The sequence below is a fragment of the Specibacter sp. NPDC078692 genome (genome assembly GCF_040686835.1).
Lineage (GTDB): Bacteria > Actinomycetota > Actinomycetes > Actinomycetales > Micrococcaceae > Specibacter.
The window spans coordinates 63,110-83,277 of record NZ_JBFBLV010000008.1 but is presented as its reverse complement, the minus strand read 5'-3'; the positions used below and the strand labels follow the sequence as shown (position 1 = coordinate 83,277).

19 protein-coding genes are annotated in these 20,168 nt (G+C 63.0%); 10 read left to right on the top strand and 9 right to left on the bottom strand.

All coding sequences use genetic code 11. The features are described from left to right. Positions 1 to 142: 142 nt before the first annotated feature. The 3 genes from AB0O97_RS08035 to AB0O97_RS08025 form a co-directional block, all read right to left on the bottom strand. Entirely contained in the window at positions 143 to 448 is a 306-nt protein-coding gene (locus AB0O97_RS08035) for a hypothetical protein (protein ID WP_062285558.1), read from the bottom strand. Between the two features lie 181 nt (positions 449 to 629). Then, positions 630 to 3,488 (bottom strand): phosphoenolpyruvate carboxylase, encoded by a 2,859-nt coding sequence (gene ppc, locus AB0O97_RS08030; protein ID WP_363881580.1) that lies wholly within the window; start codon positions 3,486 to 3,488, stop codon positions 630 to 632. 141 nt (positions 3,489 to 3,629) lie between these two features. Further along, positions 3,630 to 4,187 (bottom strand): SRPBCC domain-containing protein, encoded by a 558-nt coding sequence (locus AB0O97_RS08025; protein WP_363881578.1) that lies wholly within the window; start codon positions 4,185 to 4,187, stop codon positions 3,630 to 3,632. A gap of 126 nt (positions 4,188 to 4,313) precedes the next feature. Between AB0O97_RS08025 and AB0O97_RS08020 the strand changes: the two genes are divergently transcribed. Beyond that, complete coding sequence (locus AB0O97_RS08020) at positions 4,314 to 5,117, top strand: DUF1684 domain-containing protein (RefSeq protein WP_363881576.1); 804 nt, start codon at positions 4,314 to 4,316, stop codon at positions 5,115 to 5,117. 214 nt (positions 5,118 to 5,331) lie between these two features. Here AB0O97_RS08020 and AB0O97_RS08015 read toward each other — a convergent pair whose 3' ends face one another. Continuing rightward, entirely contained in the window at positions 5,332 to 6,537 is a 1,206-nt protein-coding gene (locus AB0O97_RS08015; RefSeq protein ID WP_363881574.1) for an acyl-CoA dehydrogenase family protein, read from the bottom strand. Next, complete coding sequence (locus AB0O97_RS08010; protein ID WP_363881672.1) at positions 6,534 to 7,307, bottom strand: SDR family NAD(P)-dependent oxidoreductase; 774 nt, start codon at positions 7,305 to 7,307, stop codon at positions 6,534 to 6,536. Before AB0O97_RS08010 ends, AB0O97_RS08015 begins: the two co-directional genes overlap by 4 nt. A gap of 241 nt (positions 7,308 to 7,548) precedes the next feature. Here AB0O97_RS08010 and AB0O97_RS08005 point away from each other — a divergent pair, with 241 nt between their 5' ends. After that, entirely contained in the window at positions 7,549 to 8,628 is a 1,080-nt protein-coding gene (locus AB0O97_RS08005; RefSeq protein ID WP_363881572.1) for a glycoside hydrolase family 76 protein, read from the top strand. Between the two features lie 55 nt (positions 8,629 to 8,683). Here the strand turns inward: AB0O97_RS08005 and AB0O97_RS08000 are convergent, their stop codons facing one another. After that, positions 8,684 to 9,913 carry an aminotransferase class I/II-fold pyridoxal phosphate-dependent enzyme gene (locus tag AB0O97_RS08000; RefSeq protein WP_363881570.1) on the bottom strand — a complete coding sequence of 410 codons (1,230 nt, stop codon included), beginning with the start codon at positions 9,911 to 9,913 and terminating at the stop codon, positions 8,684 to 8,686. Positions 9,914 to 10,026: 113 nt separating this feature from the next. Here AB0O97_RS08000 and AB0O97_RS07995 point away from each other — a divergent pair, with 113 nt between their 5' ends. After that, positions 10,027 to 10,518 carry an Lrp/AsnC family transcriptional regulator gene (locus AB0O97_RS07995; protein ID WP_363881569.1) on the top strand — a complete coding sequence of 164 codons (492 nt, stop codon included), beginning with the start codon at positions 10,027 to 10,029 and terminating at the stop codon, positions 10,516 to 10,518. Here AB0O97_RS07995 and AB0O97_RS07990 read toward each other — a convergent pair. Beyond that, positions 10,515 to 11,102 (bottom strand): YdeI/OmpD-associated family protein, encoded by a 588-nt coding sequence (locus AB0O97_RS07990; RefSeq protein WP_363881568.1) that lies wholly within the window; start codon positions 11,100 to 11,102, stop codon positions 10,515 to 10,517. The genes AB0O97_RS07995 and AB0O97_RS07990 overlap by 4 nt on opposite strands. Before the next feature lie 46 nt (positions 11,103 to 11,148). On the opposite strand from AB0O97_RS07990, the gene AB0O97_RS07985 reads away from it, so the two are divergent. The 4 genes from AB0O97_RS07985 (at position 11,149) to tgt (ending at position 14,618) form a co-directional block, all read left to right on the top strand. Further along, the gene (locus AB0O97_RS07985) at positions 11,149 to 11,733 is read left to right on the top strand and encodes a hypothetical protein (RefSeq protein ID WP_363881567.1); all 585 of its coding nucleotides are present in this window, start codon (positions 11,149 to 11,151) and stop codon (positions 11,731 to 11,733) included. A gap of 56 nt (positions 11,734 to 11,789) precedes the next feature. After that, entirely contained in the window at positions 11,790 to 12,329 is a 540-nt protein-coding gene (locus tag AB0O97_RS07980) for an NUDIX hydrolase family protein (RefSeq protein WP_363841755.1), read from the top strand. Between the two features lie 122 nt (positions 12,330 to 12,451). Next, positions 12,452 to 13,168, top strand: a complete 717-nt coding sequence (locus AB0O97_RS07975; protein WP_363881566.1) for an SRPBCC domain-containing protein — start codon at positions 12,452 to 12,454, stop codon at positions 13,166 to 13,168. A gap of 103 nt (positions 13,169 to 13,271) precedes the next feature. Beyond that, positions 13,272 to 14,618, top strand: a complete 1,347-nt coding sequence (gene tgt, locus AB0O97_RS07970) for a tRNA guanosine(34) transglycosylase Tgt (RefSeq protein WP_363881564.1) — start codon at positions 13,272 to 13,274, stop codon at positions 14,616 to 14,618. Positions 14,619 to 14,708: 90 nt separating this feature from the next. Here the strand turns inward: tgt and AB0O97_RS07965 are convergent, their stop codons facing one another. Beyond that, positions 14,709 to 15,437: a queuosine precursor transporter gene (locus tag AB0O97_RS07965; RefSeq protein WP_363881562.1), complete on the bottom strand. Its 729-nt coding sequence runs from the start codon at positions 15,435 to 15,437 to the stop codon at positions 14,709 to 14,711. Positions 15,438 to 15,755: 318 nt separating this feature from the next. After that, positions 15,756 to 16,385, bottom strand: coding sequence for a hypothetical protein (locus AB0O97_RS07960; protein ID WP_363881560.1), 630 nt, complete (start codon positions 16,383 to 16,385; stop codon positions 15,756 to 15,758). Positions 16,386 to 16,484: 99 nt separating this feature from the next. Between AB0O97_RS07960 and AB0O97_RS07955 the strand changes: the two genes are divergently transcribed. The 3 genes from AB0O97_RS07955 to AB0O97_RS07945 all read left to right on the top strand — a co-directional run bounded on the left by AB0O97_RS07955 (position 16,485) and on the right by AB0O97_RS07945 (position 20,164). Continuing rightward, positions 16,485 to 17,702 carry an alpha/beta hydrolase gene (locus tag AB0O97_RS07955; protein WP_363881558.1) on the top strand — a complete coding sequence of 406 codons (1,218 nt, stop codon included), beginning with the start codon at positions 16,485 to 16,487 and terminating at the stop codon, positions 17,700 to 17,702. 213 nt (positions 17,703 to 17,915) lie between these two features. Then, a complete protein-coding gene (locus tag AB0O97_RS07950; RefSeq protein WP_363881670.1) occupies positions 17,916 to 18,842 on the top strand; it encodes an NADP-dependent oxidoreductase in 927 nt (308 codons plus the stop codon). Between the two features lie 98 nt (positions 18,843 to 18,940). Further along, positions 18,941 to 20,164, top strand: a complete 1,224-nt coding sequence (locus tag AB0O97_RS07945; RefSeq protein ID WP_363841779.1) for a hypothetical protein — start codon at positions 18,941 to 18,943, stop codon at positions 20,162 to 20,164. Positions 20,165 to 20,168 lie beyond the last annotated feature (4 nt).

Here is a 20,168-nt window from a genome sequence, read left to right as displayed (position 1 = left end):
CAAGCTCGGTGCCGTTTGGCGCCTACACAAGTAAGGCGTACTGAGAGGTAACATCGTCACGGTCAACCCACTGTGAACTGCGTCACACTCCAGTTTGGGTGCGGAAAGACGGGGTTTTCGGTGCCACATTGAACTAAAAAACTTAGACGGTGAGCCACTTACCGGCCGAACGGCGGTAGGTGCGCAACGCACCCGTGGTGGCCACTTCGTTGACTCCCTGAGCCAAGGAGATGGCAGCGTGACGGGCAAACTGGTTCTCGGCGTCGTACTCGCTGGCCTCCACCATGAAGCGGACGGTGATGCGCGGGATGCCAGCCACAATGTCCAGCTGATTGGCTTCAACCACGTGCGCCGAACCCACGGCAGCAACCGCCATGTCCATGACTTCTTCGGGGGCGTGGCCGGGGCGCAGGCCGGTGATTTGAATGGTGGCGCGGAAGGAAGGCATGTCTCCAGCCTATCGGCGGCGCCCCGCACGCAAAAAAGATGGCGCTTGCGGGAAAAGACGGCCGTCTACCGGCGTCTTTTCCCGCAAGCGCCGTCTTTACTCGACCGAGGGGAGCAGTTGGGTGGGCCCACGCGCCCGAGGGCCCCACCCCGAGCTTGCGAAGGGTGGGAGGGTGCGGGGATTATCCGGTGTTGCGCAGGCCGGCAGCCACACCGTTGATGGTGATCAGCATGGCCCGCTGCAGCCGCTCATCCACCTCGGACTTGGAAATGTCAGCTTCGCGGACGCGGCGCAAGAGCTCAACCTGCAGGTAGGAGATCGGGTCCAGGTACTGATCGCGGACGTTCAGTGAACGCTTCAGCAGCGGCTGGTTGTCCAACAACTCGGATTCGCCCGTCAGCAGCTGAAGTTCAGCCACCGTGAGATCGTACTCGGCACGGATCACGGCGAACAGGTGCTGCAATTCGGCGGGGACCAGCGTGCGCACGTAGTGGGCGGCAATGTCCATATCGGTTTTGGCCAGCGTCATTTCCACGTTGGAGATGGTGGAGGAGAAGAAGTGCCAGTGATCCAGCATTTCCAACAGATCAGCGGAGCGGCCGGCCTCGCGGGCAGCCTTCAGTCCGGAGCCCACACCGAACCAGCCGGGCACGATCTGCCGGGACTGGGTCCAGCCGAACACCCACGGGATAGCGCGCAGCCCACCCAGACCGGAGCCCGAATCGGGGCGCTTGGACGGGCGTGAACCAATGTTCAGCGACCCCAGCTGTTCCACCGGGGTGGAAGCCATGAAGTAAGCGGGCAGGTCCGCGTGATCGATCAGCGTCCGGTACCTGCCGAAGGCGGCGTCGGAGATGACTTCCATGATCTCGCCGAAGCGGTCCAGATCGTCATCGGAGTGGCGCGGCGCCTGGTGCAAGGCCGAACCCTGCATGACAGCGGCGAGTGACAGCTCCAGGTTTTCGCGGGCCAGTTCAGGCAGCGAGTACTTATCGGAGATGACTTCACCCTGTTCGGTGAACTTGATGGCACCTTCCAAGACGCCATTGGGCTGGGCCATGATGGCGTCATAGGTGGGTCCGCCACCGCGCCCCACGGAGCCGCCGCGGCCGTGGAACATGCGCACGTTCACGCCATGCTTCACCGCAACGTCGCGCAGCTTGCGCTGAGTCTTGTGGATCTCCCACTGGCTGGTCAGCACACCGGATTCCTTGTTGGAGTCCGAATAGCCGAGCATGATCTCCTGGACGTTCCCACGCAGGCGCACCAATTCGCGGTAGGACGGGTCGGAGAGCAACTGGTCCACAATCTCTGCCGAAGCACGCAGCTCGTCAACGGTTTCCAGCAGCGGGGCGAAGCCGATCTTCGCGTACCGGTTCTCCCCCGTGAGCTGAACCAGGCCGGCCTCGCGGGCCAGCACCGCCGGCGCCAGGACGTCGTCGGCTCCGCGGGTCATCGAGATGATGTACGTTTCGATGACATCCGGGCCGTACGTTCGCAAGGCGCGGCGAACCACACGGAAGACGTCGTAGGTGCCGTTCGCTGCGCCGTCGAGCTTAATCGGGTGACCGGAGAGCGGCCGGTGACTGGCCAGCTCGGTACTCAAGACGGCCATGCGCTGGGCCCGATCCAGATCGGCGTACGGCGTGCCCAATTCACCCACCCGATCCATGAGCTGGCCAACGGCGTCGTGGTGGTAGTCGGCGTGTTCGCGGATATCCAGGGTGGCCAGGTGCAGGCCGAAGGAGGAGATGGCGCGGCGCACCGAGGCGAGAGCACCGTCGGCCACCAACGCGGCCGAGTTGTTGCGCAGCGAGGACTCCAGCAGTTCCAGATCGGCGATGAGCTCAGAGGTGGCGCTGTAGTCGCGGCCAGGTTCATGGTAGGCGTCAGCGGCAACCCGCTTTTGGGTGTTGAACAGCTTGGCCTTGATGCACGTGAGCTTGAGGCGGTAGGGCTCTTCGGCGTTGAGTTCCAGGATGCGCGGGTCAATACCGGGCAGATTTGCCAGGTCCACGGCAATGGAATCCGTCAGGGCAGCGTCTGCTTCGTAGAGAGAGCTGGAGTTGGAGAGAATGGTGAGCAGCTCATCGATCAAGACGATCGAAATCCGCACCGCGTTCTGGTTTTGCAGGATCAGCACGTCCCGGGTGACCTCTGGGGTCACGTTCGGGTTACCGTCGCGGTCCCCACCAATCCAGGAGCCAAAGCGTAGCGGGGCGGCGTCAGCCGGCAAGGAAACACCGTGCTCGCCGAGCAGGTCACTGAGCTCGGTCAGCACCTCCGGCATGGCATCGGTGAGGATGTTCCGCAGGTAATAGATGGCGTTGCGGGCCTCATCCATGGGGGTGGGACGGACCTTGCGCAGCTCATCGGTCTGCCACATCTGGTCAATGATTTCAGCCAGTTTACGGTCCTGACGGCTGCGAGCGGTGCTGCCTTCCTGCGAAGGGGTGGCCAGGATGTCGGAGAGCTTGCGGAGCTTATCCAGCACCGAGCGCCGGGACGCTTCAGTGGGGTGAGCCGTGAAGATGGGGCGGACATCGAGCTCGTTGACAACCTTTTGCAGCGCCTCGGTCCCGGCTTGTGCAGCGATTTCGGTAACAGCCTTGGCCAGCCAACCGTCCTTTTCCGGACGTGCTCGCAGGCTGCGCACGCGGTGTACCTGCTCGGCGGCGTTGGCCAGGTGGAAGTAGAACGCAAAGGCGCGCACCAGATCGGTTGCCTGCTCCAGTGGCAGGGAGGCGAGGACTTCGCGGACCTGCTCTGCGACGTCGTTCGCGCTCCACGGACCGGTGCCGGACTCTCCGCGGGCGGCTTCCTTGGATTCCTTGGTCAGCAGGCGGACCTGTTCCACGAGGGCGAGCAGCTCGCGGCCTTGCTGGCGGACCAAGGAGTCGCCCAAAAGGGTGCTGACGCGGCGCACATCGGCGCGCAGGTCGGTGTCCTGCTCTTGGTCCTCCGCCGGGATGTCCGATTGGATGTCCGGGTCCTGAGAGCGCTGGGAATCCTGAGGGCTTGCTTGCAAATCTGAGCTCATGAGTCATTGTCCTTACGGTCTGTGATTCTGGGGTGCTCGTATGCGGCGTTGAATACGGTGTGGGCCCAATAGCGGGCCAGTTGGATCCTACGTTGACGGACTTGGAAGGTGCCAATCCGTCTCACAAAGTTACTGGCGTGGTTACTGGCGCCCAGCCATGTAGCGAGCATGAATTTGCTCCCAGCACGGGTAGAAGTCATCCCACCAGTGCTGCCAGTCGACGCTCTTGCCTTCAAGCGCATCGTGCAGGTGGTCGAGGTGTACATGCCAGCCTGCCAATGACATCAACACCACCTCGGCCGGCACCGCCACGGTATTGCTGAACGTCATCGCAGTGCCCGACTCGGTGGCCGTCAGCTCAATCCGGATCCGACCATGCATGGAGTTGGATATTTCCAATAGTCGCGGCGCCTCCGCAGCTACCACGCGCCCGTTCCACCAGTCGGTTTCAATCCCGTGGCCCTCGTCCTTGACGTTGAGCCATTTCAGATCAAACGATGAGCCAGTCTTCGCCTGACCACGCACCTTGGCCCACCATTGCGGGGTCTTCTCCGGCTCGGTCAGCATGGCCCAGACAGCCTCCGGTGCCGCCGTGTACTGCCTCGTGAAAACCAGTTCTGTGCGTTCTTCATCCACTGCCGCGGCGGTGCCCAGCGGGAATCGGGTCATGTCCTTGTTGAATTCTGCGTTCGATGCCATGTCCCCATTCTTCCATCACTACCGGCCCTGCCCACCATTTCTCGCCCCCTGTTCGCCGCTGGAATAGGCGCCCGCCCCCTCCCGTTGTGCCTAACAGTGATTTATCCCCGCACCTGAAGGAGCACCATGAGCGCCGCCATCGAGATCGACCGCCTCACCCAACGCTGGGAACGTTTCCGGGCCGGGCGCAATACCTCTTTGGCCGACGATCACGGCTGGCTGACGCTTACTTCCTTCCACTGGCTCCCCTCCGCTCCGGCCCCCTTGGCCGGTGTCCCGGGCTTGTGGAGTTTTGAAGGTACGACGGCGTCCCTCACCGCAACTGCCGAGGACCACCTGACACTGGTGGAAAGCGGCGACACGGTGGTAGGAACTATTACGGCAGAGCTCTCCGATGAGCAATCAATCATGTGGGTATCGTGGGGCTCCGTGGTGGTGGAGCTGGGCATGCGCGCCAACCGCTACATGATCCGTACTCGCGACTCCGCGTCCCCGGTCCTCACGAATTTCTCTGAGGTGCCTGTTTTTGACTACGATCCGTCTCTGGTGGTGACGGGGACGTTTGAGCGCTGGGATGAGCCCCGTCCCACCGTGATTGCTACTGCCAACCCACTGGTTCCCGGTGTGGCAGAGCTGGTGGGCGAGGTGTCCTTTGAACTCAACGGGAAGCAGTACCGGCTGGCTGCCGAAGAGGGCGGTCTGGGATCACTGGCGCTCACCTTCCATGACGCCAGCAATGAGGTTTCGACCGCAGCGTGGCGCAAGGTGGGACTCACCAAACCGCGTCCGGACGGATCCGTAGTGATTGACTTCAACCGTGCCATCAACTACCCCAGCGCCTTCACCGATTACGGCACCTGCCCGGCACCCGTTACAGGCAACACGCTCCCCGTGTCCATCGAGGCCGGCGAGCGCGACCCCCGGAAGTAGCCAGCGCCGCCAATCCCTGCCCTCGCGCGGCCAATCCCTGAGCTTATGCGCCGAACTTATTCTCGGGTTCAGCGCATAAGCGCACTGCCCCAAACTTATGCGCCGGACTCAGTGTGAGTGGTGCGCATAGGCGCTTATGCGGACCACTGAAGTCCGGTTCAGCGCATAAGCGCACTGCCAGGTCCGCAGTCAAGCTGTCAGCTACGCGGCCAGACTAGACGATGGCGCTGACGCCTGTGATGGCCCGTCCGGCGATCAAGGTATTGATCTCGTGTGAGCCCTCATAGGTGTAAATGGCTTCGGCGTCGGCAAAGACCTTCGCCATGCCGTAGTCGCTGACAATGCCGTTGCCACCTAAAATGGAGCGCCCCAGGGAAACGGTCTCGCGCATGGCCGCCGTGGTGTGAGCCTTGGCCAGCGCAACCTGCGCCATGGTTGCCTCCGCCGCGGAAGAATCTTGCAGCCCGGCAATACGCACCATCATGGCTAGCGAAGAGGTGGCGTTGCCCAGCATCCTCACCAATTGCGACTGGATCATTTGGAACGCAGCGATGGGTCGGCCAAACTGCTGGCGTTCCAGGGCGTAGGCGCGGGCAATATCAAAGGCGGCAAGCTGCTGACCCACCGCCTGCCACGCCACGGAAATCCGCGATCCCAGCAAAAGGTGGTTGGTGTCCTCGAAGGAGTTGACCGCCACGATCCTGTCCGTATCAGGGACCCCTACATCGGTGAGGGTGATGTGCGCGTTTTGGACAGTGCGCAGGGCGATCTTGTTTTCAATCTTGGTCCGCACCACGCCTTCTGTTGCGGCGTCCAGGAAGAACCCACGCACCTGCCCCGTGTCAGCATCCCGCGCCCACAGCAACACCCGGTCGCAAAACGTCCCATTGCCAATCCAGCGCTTGGCACCGTTGAGCACCCAGTGGGTGCCGGCGTCGTCCGTTATCTGGCGAGCGGTAGTCTCCATGCCGCCGGCCACATCGCTGCCGTGATCCGGTTCAGTCAGGGCGAAGGCGCCGGTGGTGCGCAGCGCGAGCGCGTCCGGGAGTAGCCGCTCACGCTGTTCGGGGGTGCCGAAATCGAGCAGGGCTTGGACGAAGAGGTCGTGGTGAACCAGAAAAAACGTGGCAAGAGAAGTGTCCACCCGGGTCATCTCCGCGACCACCAGACCTGTGAACAGGTGGCTGAACTCGCGGCGGTCAGGGGCGGCCAGATCCAGCGCGGCGATTTTGGGCAGGATGTGTTCCGGGAACTGCGCCTCATTCCACCAGCCGACGGCGGACGGGGCCACTTCCGCTGCTAGAAACTCACGCAGTTGGGCCAGCTTGGCCTTTTCTGCGGGGCTGAGCAATGCTTCGAAATCGTAGAAGTCGGCGGCGGGCAGCTCGGTGGCCGGGAGGGCCCTGTGTTGCTTGCTCATTTGGGCGACATCCGGATGGCGCCGTCGAGCCTGATGGTCTCACCGTTGAGCATGGCGTTGGCAACAATGTGCTCCACGAGCGCCGCGTACTCGGCAGGCTTGCCGAGGCGGGAAGGGTGCGGGACCTGCTGGCCCAGCGAATCCTGCGCGGCCTGCGGCAACCCGGCCAGCATGGGCGTTTCAAAAATGCCCGGCGCAATCGTCATGACCCTGATCTGCGAACGCGCCAGCTCCCGCGCAACAGGCAGGGTCATGGCGGCCACAGCACCCTTGGACGCCGCATACGCAGGCTGGCCGATCTGTCCGTCGAAGGCCGCCACGGACGCGGTGTTCACAATGACCCCGCGCTCCGGCCCGAACTCGCCGGCGAGCGGTTCGGCCGCAGCCATCGCCTCGGCGCACAACCGCAGCACGTTGAACGTTCCCACCAGGTTGATCTGGATGACGCGGCTGAACTGTTCCAGCGGCAGCACGCCCTCGCGCCCCAGCACCTTCCCGGGCGTTGCCACACCGGCACAGTTCACCACAATGCGCAGCGTGCCCAGCTCCGCGGCGGCGGCAATCGCGGCGCGCACCTGCTCCTCGTTGGTGACGTCGGCCGGGGCAAAAACGGCCCGCTCCCCGAGTTCCGCTGCAAGTTCCGCCCCGGCGGAGTTGGGCAAATCAACAAGCACGACGGCGGCTCCCGCAGCATGCAGGCGCCTCGCCGTCGCTGCCCCCAGACCCGATGCGCCGCCGGTGATCAGGGCAACTGTGCCATTTGACGAAATTTCCATGGTTCCTCCTCGTTGAGGGCCGCCCCCGTGGGAGCGATGAGAAAATGTTGCGTTAATGCATACTAACTAAAATTCGCCCCCAACGCGGCACCACTTTACGGCCATTTTTTCTGTACGCTCCATCACTTCCGGGAGGGCCACATCCGTACCCGCCGCCTGACGCAGAGGGCGCGTTTGAAGAAAAGGGCCTTAAAGTGACGCGGCGTCGGGGAAAAGGGGACGTACGCTGGGGGTCATGACAGGCGCAGCATCTCGCAACGAACTTCCCGCACCCACCCACGACTGGGCCACGCTGGCCGCCGAGGCTGGCGCAGATGTGAACACGCGCTTCGGCCACAGGCTGATGGGCCTGCCCGGAACGTGGATCGGCTCTCTCGAGGCACCCCAGCCCGGAGGAAACCCGAGCTCCGAGGCCGCAGCGGGCGCGAAAAAACGCCCCACCCCGTGGTCGGAATGGCACTACTGGTGGCAGGCCCACTACCTCGACGCCATCCTCGACACGGCCCTCCAACACCTTCGCGCAGGGCGCCGCCCGGCCGCCCGCCGCGAACTGCGGCGAGCAAAGGCGCTCCTGCGCGGCAGCATGATCCGGAACTTCGGCCGCTTCCCCAACCACTATTACGACGACATGGCCTGGCTGGCGCTCGCAGCCGGCCGGCTCAACAAACTCTCGCTGCGTCTGGAAGCCCGCCCCGCACGTTTGGCTGCCTTCGCCGCCGGGACATTGACGCGCCAACTCCATTCGGCCCACGATTCCGTGCTGGGCGGCGGTCTGTACTGGTCGCGGAAGCGGGACTACAAGAACACTCCGGTGAACGGCCCGGCCGCCCTGCACTTTGCCCGGATCGGCGAAACCCACACCGCCACGGCCGTCACCACCTGGCTGCGCACCGAACTTTTCGACCCCGAAACCGGCCTCTATCTGGACGGAATCCACCCCTCCGCCACAGGCCGCGACGTGGAAAGCAACGTCTACACGTACAACCAGGGCCCCATCCTGGCCGCCCTGCTGCAACTGGGCGGGCCGGCAGAACTGCGCCAGGCAGCCACTCTCATCGCCGCCGTCAAGACCACACTGAGCACACCCGGGCGCGGCATCCGTCTGGAGCCAGGCGGCGACGGCAGCCTGTTCACCGGCATCCTCTGCCGCTATCTCGCCCTTGCCGCGCGCGATTCAAGGCTGCCGGCGCCAAGCCGGGACACGGCGTCGCGCCTCATCCAGGACACCGCCCGGGCGGTCATCGGCCAGAACCCGCAGCAGCTCTCGGGCGCCGTGCAGCGCTGGATGATCCTGACGGCAGCCGCGTCCATTTAGCTCCGCCCCTCAAGCACGACGGCGCCCGGCCACCAGCACCTGCCCTGCCGCAGGATCAGCGGGTGGCAGCGCCCGCCGCCAGCTCCCGGTTCTCGGGCGTTGCCGCGGTGAGGGCCTGGTCCAGGTCCGCCATCAGGTCGGCCGGTGCTTCCAGCCCGATGGACAGCCGGACCAGGTTCGCGGACGGCCGTGCCTCGGGGGCGACGGGGCGGTGGGTGAGGGCTGCGGGGTGCTGGATGAGTGAATCCACGCCGCCCAGAGACACGGCATGCGTGAACAGCCGGACGCCGGAGGTCAGCGCCTTGGCTGCCTCGAAACCGCCGCGCAGGCTGATGGACACCATGGCGCCGGGGCCCGAGATCTGGTGTTGCAGCAGGCCCTTGGGGTCGCCGTGCAGGCCAGGAAAGTGGACCTTTTCCACGGCTGGATGGTTCACCAGCCAGGCCGCGATACGTTGGGCTCCGTCTTGCTGGGCACGGACACGCACGGGCAGTGTCGCCAGCCCGCGGTGCAACAGGTAGGCTCCGTGCGGATGCAAAATAGCTCCGGTGATGGCTCGGACGCGTCGCAGGGATTCGGCTGTTTCCTCACTGCAGGCGATGATTCCGCCCACGGCATCGCCGTGCCCGCCAATGTATTTCGTGGCGCTGTGCAGCGACATCGCTGCCCCGAGGCTGATGGGGTTTTGCAGCACCGGCGTGGCAAAGGTGTTGTCCACCAAGACCGGGACCCCGTCGGATTGGGCAACGACGTGGCGGATGTCCACCAGGTCCAGGGTGGGGTTGGCGGGCGTTTCGAGGATGACCAGGACGGTGGTTTCGCGAATGGCCGCAGCCACCCCATCTTCGTCGCAGAACGTGGTTTCCACACCCAGCAGGCCCGAGGCCAGCAGGTGGTCGGTGCCGCCATACAGGGGGCGGACGGCCACGATGTGAGGCAGGGAACCGAGCGTTCCGGGCGCAGGCTTGCTGGCCAGGATCGCCGCCGTTATGGCAGCCATGCCCGAGGCAAAGGCCACGGCGGCCTCCGCCCTTTCCAGCACCGCGAGGCCAACTTCAAAGCGCGCCACAGTGGGGTTCCACAGCCGGGCGTACACATTGCCGCCCGCGGCCAGCGGATGCCCGCCGGTGGCCATGCATTCGTAGGAGTCCCCGCCATGGTCAATGTCCGGCAGCGGATTCGTGGTGGACAAATCAAGGGGCAGGGCGTGAACGCCCAGTGCGTTCAGGTCTTCACGCCCGGCATGCACCGCCTGAGATTCGAGGTTCAGATATTCAGCAGTCATGCCCCAACCATGAACGAACATGCAATGAATGGCTAGATAGTTGGGCGAAAGACCAATAGAATCGGCCCAATCGGCATTTCCCACCACCAACGGGCATTGAGACGGGCGTCACCTTGGAGAAAAAACAACGAGCCGGTGCCGTAACGTCCGGCCTGGACCACACCGACCTGGCCATCCTCCGGGCCCTGTCCACGGATGGCGGCCTGACCAACAAGGCCATCGCGTCGCGGTTGGGCTTGGCCGAGTCCACCTGTGCGAACCGCCTGCGGCTCATGCGCGATTCTGGCGTCATCCTGGGCAACCGTGTCACGCTGGATCTGGCCGCCCTGGGCTTCCCCATCCAGGCCATCATCAAGGTCCGCCTCGGCAGCCACAACGCCGAACACGTCAATGCGCTCTACACCGCACTCACCCGGATCCCCGGCGTCATCCACGCATTCCATGTGGCCGGTGAGGACGATTTTCACCTGCATGTCGCCGTGGAGAGCCCCGAGGCCCTGCGCGACATGGTCCTCCAGCACATCACCGTCAACCGCGTCGTCCGCCAAACAGAGACGCAGTTGATCTTTGAGGCCCGCCACGGCGTGGGGGTATTGGCCGGTTAGGGGCGGCGCTTTTGCGGGTACGGGGTCTGGCCCGCCTCGAACATCGCCACGAATCCGGCGATCTTTGCTGCCCGGACGGCAGGGGTCTTTACCGAGGTGGTGCGGTAAATCACGGCATAGCGATTGACAGAGGTGAGCACGTCAAACATGGCCTGCGCCGACGGACTGGCGGCAATTGCGGCGCCAAGATCATCCGGAACCTGGGCATCCGCCTGCCCCGAGTAAGCAGCCTCCCAGCGCCCGTCGGCCTTGGCGGCATCTGCGGCCGCCACCCCGGCTGCCCGCATGCGGCCCTCAGCCACGAGCCGCTCATAGTGCCCGGTGTTGATCTTGGACCACTTGCTGGCCTTGGTTCGGGGCGTGAACCGCCGCAGGTGGCTGCCGTCATCGCGTTTGCCGGCCACACCGTCGATCCAGCCGAAGCACAGTGCCTCATCCAGTGCCGCGGCATAGTCCAGCCCTGTCACATTCCCGCCCTTCTTGTGCAGGACCAGCCGCACACCGGGACTGGATTCGTGGTTGCGCACGAGCCATTCCCGCCAGGCGCCGGCGTCGGGCAGCAGGAGTTCAGGAAGTTCAACCATGGCTCAACATTAGTATTGGTGGCATTGCAGAACCACAAGGAGAACCATGCTGCGCGTGCGCCCCATCATTTTGACCTCGAATTTCACACAGACAGTCGCGCAGTTAGTTGAGCTGGGCTTGAGCTGTTTAGAGAACGACGGCGACTGGGCCGAGTTTGATTCCGGCAACGGCAAAGTCGGTGTTTTCATCGAGGCACCGGAGACAGAAGGCATCGAGTTGGCTTTTGAGGTGCGTGATGCCGCCATTTTTGTCCGCCGTACGCTCGAGGACGGCACGCATGCCGAGGAAACCGACACCTCCGCCGGGCCTGGCGCCCGCGTCACCGCGCCCGACGGTTTCACTTTTGAGCTGGCCGCTTCCGAGGATCTGAGCCTGCCCGAGCCCGATGCTGATCCTTTCGCGCCATCTTCAGTAACAGCTATCTGGCGCACGCCGGATCTCGCTGCGGCCAACAAGGTACTGGCGGACATCGGGGCCAAGCACGTCCAGGATTATCCGGGCGGAGGAGCCCTGTTCCGGGCCAAGAATGGCGGCTTCGTGGCCACCGCGAAAGGTGCCGTGACCGGCGTCGAACTTGAAATAAGGCATCAGGGTGAGACGCTCACTTTTGGTGCCGAGAGCGAATCCTGAGAATTTTCGGGGGCGGCGGGAAGCGTGTGGGGCTTCGATGGGGTAGAACTAAAGATATGAGCGTGCGCACCCCTGATCCGTATCCCGGCTGGCTGTCCCCCGAGGATCTGTACGAGGCCCGAAACCGGCTTCCCATGGTCTATGTTGAAGCGGTTCCCGTGCGGCTGGATCCGCTGGGCTATGTCAACGAGGTGGGCCTGCTGCTGCAGGCCGACGAGAACGGTTCCATGGTCCGCACCCTGGTATCCGGGCGTGTGCTGTACCGCGAGACCATTCGTGCCGCGCTGATCCGCCACATTGAGAAGGATCTGGGTCCGCTGGCCTTCCCGCAGCTGCCCGTTAGCCCGGTGCCGTTCACGGTGGCCGAATACCTGCCGTCGCCCTCGCAAACCGGCTTCACCGACGAACGCCAGCATGCGGTCGCCATGGTCTATGTCATCCCTGTGACCGGCGAATGCGAACCCCGCCAGGACGCTCTGGAACTGACTTGGATGACACCCGAAGAAGTTCTCAGCCCCGGCGTTCAAGAAGAGTTTGTGGGCGGTCGCGGCGCATTGGTGCGCCAGGCGATCTCCTACGCAGGGCTTGGCCGCTGACCTGGACCGGGTCCGTTCCCGGGTTCGTCATGACTTGTTCTGCGCGCGGAACGCAGCGTTTCCTACGCCCGTTCCAGGGTCAACGCTAGCCGGTTCAACCGATCCGGCGTAGATTACCTGTCATGGCGACCACTCAGCTCTCCGTCCTTGTCAACGCCGATGCCGAACAAGTGTGGCTCATGCTGCGCGAACCGGCCCGGACTGCCCAATGGCATGGCTGGGAGATGGAGGGGCTCGATACTGAGATCCAGCAAATATTCCACTCCAACGTGCGCGAGAGCAGCGACCACCTGCGCCTAGAGCTGGAAATGGGCGACGTTTTCACTCTGGAGCCACGCGCCGACGGCACGCTGCTGACACTGACCCGGGGCGAGGTTAAGGGCGAGTGGACCAAATACGACGCCGATATCACCTCGGGCTGGTCCATGTTCTTGCAACAACTCAAGTTCGCGCTAGAGCGTCATCCCAGAACTGCCCGGCGTACCGTTTTTGTTGATGGCACCAGCGCGGCTCACACGAATTTGTGGGATGTTTTGGGCATCGACACAGGATGGCTTCCGGACCCCGGCCAACCTTATGGGCTCACGCTGAACACCGGAGCCACGTTGACTGGCAAGGTCTGGTACCGCAATGAGAGCCAGGTCGGGTTGACGGTGGAAGCCTATGCAGAACACGGTGACGGGCTGCTGATCATCTCCCAACAAGCTCCCCTGGAGGGAGTCCGGGAGCACCCGGGCGCCCAGATTATCGCCTCAACGTACGGGCTGGGCGCGGCAGCTCTGGACGCCATTGGCGATCAGTGGGATGCGTTCATGGAAGCGCACTTCCCGGACGAATAACTTGCCTTCGGTGCAAGCATGATTGAGCGACTGATGAGAGCGCTCCGGGTTGCTTTGGACACCTTCGGACCCGGCCGCGGGCAAAGACTGGCAAAATGGAGGAATGCCTTCCCCAGAAACTACTGCTGATCTCCTTGCTCCTGCTCCGATTGCCGCCCCCGAAACACCCGGTCAACCGGCGTCGCAAGCGGAATTTGGCTTTGCAGTCACCACGCGCCTGAACGAAACATGCGCGCCCACCGCAGCAGCCATCGAGCAAAACGGTGGGAAGTTCCAGGGCCGCACGGGCGTCATCACCACACCCCATGGCACCATCAAGACCCCTGCGTTCATCGCCGTGGGCACCAAAGCCACCGTCAAGGCCGTGCTGCCGGAATCCATGGAGGATCTCGGTGCTCAGGCACTGCTCTCCAACGCCTACCATCTGTACTTGCAGCCGGGAGCGGACATCCTCGACGCCGCCGGTGGCCTCGGAAAGTTCATGAACTGGCAGGGCCCCACGTTCACCGACAGCGGCGGATTCCAGGTCATGAGCTTGGGTTCCGGGTTCAAAAAGGTCATCAACATGGACGCCGTGGCGGCCTCCCCGCACGCTGGCGCCGACGATTCCGTGGCCGTGGGCAAGGAGCGCTTGGCGCACATTGATGATGACGGCGTCTGGTTTAAGTCGCACCTGAACGGGGACATGCACCGCTTCACCCCCGAGGTCTCCATGGCGGTCCAGCACCAGATCGGCGCGGACATCATGTTCGCCTTCGATGAGCTGACTACCCTGCTGAACTCGCGCGGCTATCAGGAAATGTCGCTGGAACGCACCCGGTTGTGGGCGCTGCGCTGTATTGAGGAGCACTTCCGCCTCACCGAGGAGCGGGTTGGGAAACCGTACCAGGCCCTGTTTGGCGTGATTCAGGGCGCCCAGTACGAGGACCTGCGCCGCAAGGCCTCGCACGATCTTGGTGAGATGAACTTTGACGGCTTCGGCATCGGCGGGGCGCTGGAGAAGGAAAACTTGGGCACCATTGTGCGCTGGTGTGCCGAGGAGCTTCCCGAAAACAAGCCGCGCCACCTGCTCGGCATCTCCGAACCGGATGACATCTTCACCGCCATTGAAAACGGCGCCGACACCTTCGACTGTGTCTCCCCCACACGGGTAGCCCGAACCTCCGCGTTCTACACCCCGGACGGCCGCTTCAACCTCTCCGGCGCCAAATACAAGCGAGACTTCACGTCGCTGTCCGAGGAATGCGATTGCTACACCTGCGAAAACTACACGCGCGCCTACATCCACCACCTGTTCAAGGCCAAGGAAATGGTGTCCTCCACCTTAGTCTCGATCCACAACGAGCGCTTCGTTGTAAAAATGGTCGACGACGCCCGCCTCGCCATCGAGGACGGCACGTTCTTCGAGTTCAAGGCCGAGACGCTGCGCCGCTATTACCCGAAGCGGTAGCCCGGCAGACAGCGCATTAAACGTACGACGGCGGCACTTCGGTGAGTTTTCGCGCCCCACCCGGGTGCCGCCGTCGTTCTTTAAGAACGCTTAGGTCGCGGGGACCGCCTCCACATACGACGGTTCGTTGCGCTTGAACCAGCCGATCGCCAGCGATGTGACCGGAATGAGCGCGTACTGCACACCCACCTTGTACAAGAAGCCCACCAGCACGTAGTTCGCGAACATGCCGAAGCCTACGATCCCGATGACTGGCGCCGCTACGGCGCAGAAGATCAGGGTGTCCAGGAACTCGCCGGCGCCGCTGGAACCCATGAGCCGGACCCAGAGTTTGCGCTCCCCGTGGTGTGCCTTCAGGCGAACCATGATCCAGGAGTTGACGGTCTGCCCGGCCAAGAATGCCAGCAAGCTGGCCAGCACAATCTGCGGTACCGGGCCCAGCGCGTCCTCGAGGGCGTGTTGCTTGGAAACGCCGTAATCGTCGGTGAATCCGGGCAGGAGGATGATCACCCAGTAGCTGAGGGAGGCAAAAATGGACAGCACAAAAGTGGTCAGCACGGCCTTGCGGTTGACCTTGAAGCCGTAAATTTCACTGATCACATCGCCCAGAATGTAAGCGAACGGGAACAGGAAAAAGCCGCCGTCGGTGATGATGGGCCCAAATTGGACACCCTTGGAGGCGCCAATGTTGGACAGGATCACAATGACCGCCATGCAGGCCAAGAGAATCCCGAAATAGGGGCTTCCTACTGCGGCAAAGGTGGGGGCGGCGGTGGTTTTAAGAGGGGTTGCCGAAGCGTTGCTTTGCAGCGGGGACATGTTCAGTCTCAAATTTCTGTTGTTTAAGTGGTTTGCTCATGCCGCACCCCGCAGGGCCCGGCCGGCTGTATTATCACTGGGCCCGTCTGCACCCGGGCCATCCTCTATTCTGCCATGTCCTGAATTTTCTGCCCACCCGGCTCAACGGCGGCCGGATGGTTGCATTCCACGCAGTGCGGCGGGAACTGAAACGTGCAAGGCACTCGCACTGCTCACCGATTTGTTGGTGAATGCTACTTCAGCCATGGCGGCCCCACTTTTCGTAACGCACAGCCTCACCTCGACCGGCTCGACCTGCTCAGCGCTAGCTGCGCGGAGCTAGCTGCTGAAGCCGAGAATATCCGCCACTTTGTGCCAACCTTCGACGCCGGCAAACCTCTCGGCCTGCTCCAGGCCAGCGATCAAGTACAGAGTGTCGGCGCCGTGGGTGAAGGCTTCTTCGCCCAGCCCTGCAACCATGGCCTGTTCGAAGGCGGGGACATGCTCTTCATGTCCGTCGTCGACCACCAGTGCGGCCATGACCGCCAGTCCGTCGACTAGGCACAGCCGACCCCTAGCCACCGGGCGGTCAAAAAGTGCCACCTCAACCAGGTCGTAATTCTCCATGGGAGCTTCAGCGAGGTATGCGTCCGGCGGCAGATCAGGGACCAAATCCAGGTCCTCCGTCTCGGCGGACAACAACACGTTTGAGATGGTGGCCCGCAGCCCCTGCGACTGGGCAAATTCGGTAGCTCCGCCGGGATCATCGGTGACCAAGAGAAGCTCGCTGCCGGCGGAAACCGGCTCAAAAGCAGCGCCATCGCCCGGCCACACCATCACCTGCTGCGCCCCGATCGTGACCACAGCACCGGTCGCGGTGGGCTCCACATCCTGCAAGGTAGCCCAAGCGCGGGCCCAGTCGGGAAAAGAATCCTGCCAGAGAGCCATGTCTTTGCCTTTCTCGCCCATGCCAGTGTCGCCCACGCCTCGCGGTCAAAACTGGCCGCACGTTAGGGCGCATCTTCAGCATACAACCGCTTCCGCCCGTGATACGGCTAGCATCAAAGCATGACCTCATGGCAGCAAGATGTCCTCGGCCCGAACTTTGAGCAGCTGACCCTGGACCTGCCTGCCGGATCGCCCGCCACGCTGGTCCGGCACGTAGGCGAGTCGTCACCGGGAGCCTCGAGCGCTCTCGCCGGGGTTGACATTTTGTATGTCCACGGCTGGTCCGACTACTTTTTTCAGCACGAATTAGCCGAGTTCTGGCACCGTGCCGGCGCGAATTTTTATGCCCTTGACCTGCACAACTATGGCCGCAGCCTCCGTCCGGGCCTGCTCCCCGGGCAGGTTTCCTCCCTCACCGAGTACGACGACGACATCGCCGCCGCGCTTTCGGCCATGGGGCGCAGCGGGATTCCCGAAGCGGCCCCAGCCGGGCTTGGGGTTGAGGACTCTGCCGGGCAGCAGACCGCAGTTGCGGATGATCCCGATGAGGAGGCAGAGCAGCAAAGTTTTGAGCTGGCCTTCCTGGAGGAGGCCCGGCACCGGCTCAGTGCGGCCTTTGACGCTTTGGCCGGGCGGGAGCGCCCCGAGGAGACACCCGAGCCCAGCGGTGAACGTCCTCTGGTGCTGCTGGGTCATTCGACAGGCGGGCTGACCTTGAGCCTCTGGGCCGCGCGGCACCCAGGTGCGGCAGCCGCCGTCGTACTCAATAGTCCGTGGCTGGAATTCCAGGCAAGCGAGGTGGGCCGGGCCATGGTGGCGCCGCTCATTCAGGCGCGGACCAGGTTCAGGCCGATGGTGCCTTTTCCCTCGATCGATCCTGGTTTCTATACGCGGGCGGTTTCCAAGCGGTTCGACGGCGAGTGGGAGTATGAATCACTGTGGCGCCCGGACCGCGGATTCCCAGTGACGCCGTCGTTCCTGCACGCCGTTTTTCAAGGACAAGCGCACGTGGCACAAGGGCTGGGACTAGACGTTCCGGTGCTGGTGATGCTCTCCGATAAAAGCTATCTACAGCCAAAATGGTCCTCCACTGCGCTGGCCGCAGATGTGGTGTTGAATGTGGACACGGTGGCCAAACGTGCTCTCGATCTGGGCTCCAAGGTGACGCTGCACAGAATTCCCGGCGCCTTCCATGACGTTTTCTTGTCCCCGTCCAAAATTCGGGAACAGGCATACGCCGGCATGGGCCGCTGGGTCGAGGCCGCGCTGGATACGGCCGCACGAGACCGGTGGCGGGAACAGGCACACCGCGCCCCGGAGTTCAAGGCCCGCATCTAGGCTATGCGTCGTACCCGCCACAGGTTCAGCACATACTGCACATACTGCACATACTGCACATACTGCACATACATAGAAGAGTCTTCACTGGACAGGATAACAAGCGGGGTGAATCAGTAGCTGTACTCCGAGGTGAAGCCGATGCCAAACACCGACTGACACAGACTAAGAGCCACACACGCTACGAAAGGAACAAACGCCATGAGTTCGATGATGAAAGCCATGAGCTACTCCCAGTACGGCGGCTCGGAGGTGTTAACCCAATCGCAGCTGCCAACACCCAAGGTCGCCCCGGGGTCGGTGCTGATCCGCGTGAAGGCGGCCGGCGTCAACCCGGTGGATTGGAAGATCATGTCCGGCGGTTTGGATGCCTTGATGGACGTCAATTTTCCTGTCATCCCTGGCTGGGATGTGGCCGGCGTGGTTGCAGCCGTGGGCTTCGACACCCCTGAATTCACGGTGGGCGATGAGGTTTACTCCTATGGCCGCCGTGACACCGTCCATGGCGGAACGTTTGCCGAGCTCGTGGCCCTGCCGGCTGCCATTGTTGCCCACAAACCAGCCGGGCTTTCTTGGGAACTGGCGGCGGCACTCCCCTTGACCGGCCTGACAGCCCAACGCACTCTTGATGCGCTCGGCGTTGCAGAAGAACAGACGCTATTGATCCACAACGGCTCCGGCGGCGTGGGCCGCACAGCCATCCAGCTTGCCGTCAACGACGGCGTCCGTGTCATCGCTACTGCCTCCCCCAAAAATCACGACCGGATGCGTGAACTTGGTGCAATTCCGCTCTCCTACGGTCCCGGTTTGGTGGAGCGTGTGCAGGAACTTGGGCTGGAAGGAGTGGACGCGGTGGCAGATTTTGCCGGTGGGGTGCTAACCGAAACCCTTGCCCTGCTGAAAGCTGGAGGGCGGCACGCCTCTATCGCCGACTGGTCTGTCACACAGCACGGCGGCCAGTACGTGTGGGTGCGCCCCGATGCCAGTGAGCTGGAACGGCTGAGTTTGCTGGTCGAAGATGGCACCTTGAGCGTTGATGTGGCCCAGACCTTTCCGATGCAGGATGCTGCTCAAGCTTTCGAAGCCAGCATGTCTGGCCACGGCACCGGCAAAATTGTCCTGACCGAGTTCACCAACTAGTCCGAGTTCACCAACTAGCCACTGGGCTGGTGCCCTACCGTTGCAGGCGAATGCGGCTACGGTTAAGGGGTCCCATCACGCCGACCGCAAGGAACCCTGTGGCCAAGAAGACCAAGAAGTCCCGATTCGGCAACCCTGCCAAAGCCAGCGCCGACGCCGCCACCCGTTCGGTCAACCGGCCGTCCCTCGAAGCACGCTTGAACCGGGCCATGGAATCGCTGTCGCCGGGGTTCGTAGCGTGGCTGGAAGCCCAGAGCCGCCCGGACAAATCGATCGATATGAGCCTGGCAATCTTGGACGATTTCTTTGACATGTACCGCATGCTGGAGCCCCACACCGACCCCACAAATCTGGATCCGGCCGCTGTTCAGGAAGTCATGGAGGTCACCAGTCACGCGAACCCGCTGGGTGTTCTGACGCTACGCGCAGGCGTGCGGGACTACGTTGATTATTTGACTCAGGCCAAGCTCTGGACCGGGACCGCCGAGGACCTGGGGACCGTTCAAAGCGAGCTTGCGCGCACGGGAGTAGACCCCGCCGAGAGTGATTGGGCCCCTGAGGACTACGAATTTGCCGACGTTTTTGTTCCGGAACTTTCCTCGGAAGAAATCCTTGAAACCGTAACAAAGACCCCCTTGTGGCAGAACACCATGGCCTTGCTGGAGTGGATTGGCGATGGCAAGGAGCTGAATGAAGACAACTCTTTGACTGATGCGGAAGGCGCCGCGGCCACTCTGGTCCACAGTGGCCTGGGGTTGCTGAGCGACGCCACCAAATTGGCCACTGCCGAGGACCGTAGCGCCGCCCGGCTGGCGCTCTACTTGGACATGCTGGATGTCACGGGGCTGATTAGCTTCACCGAAGGTCAGCTGCAGGCCACCAAGCCTGCCCTTGATCCCGAGTCCGACGACGATGTCATCGAGACCATGCGTGAGCTGATGGGCCTGTTTATCTTCACCGTGACGCTGGCCGGTTCCGACAACGGCGACGAGGACGGCGAAGAAGGCGAGCTCGAGTACTGGCAGCTGGAAATGACCGACTGGCTGACGCAGTGTTCATCCGTGGAACCGCCGGAGTCGGCGCTGTTGATCCAGGCGTTGGCGGAGCCCGATTCCGTGCACCCGGATCTGCTGTCCATCGCGACAAACATTGCTCACTGGGCCGATGAGGGCCTGGTCATCGTGGGCGAATTTATTGAAGTTCCGCCCGCCTACCGTGCCGACGTGGTCGATATGCTCAGCGACGATGTTCCGGTTCAGGCCGTGGGCCCGGGCGCGAATTCAGTGAATTCTTCCGCGCGAGATTTGCCTGAGTCGCACTGACCGC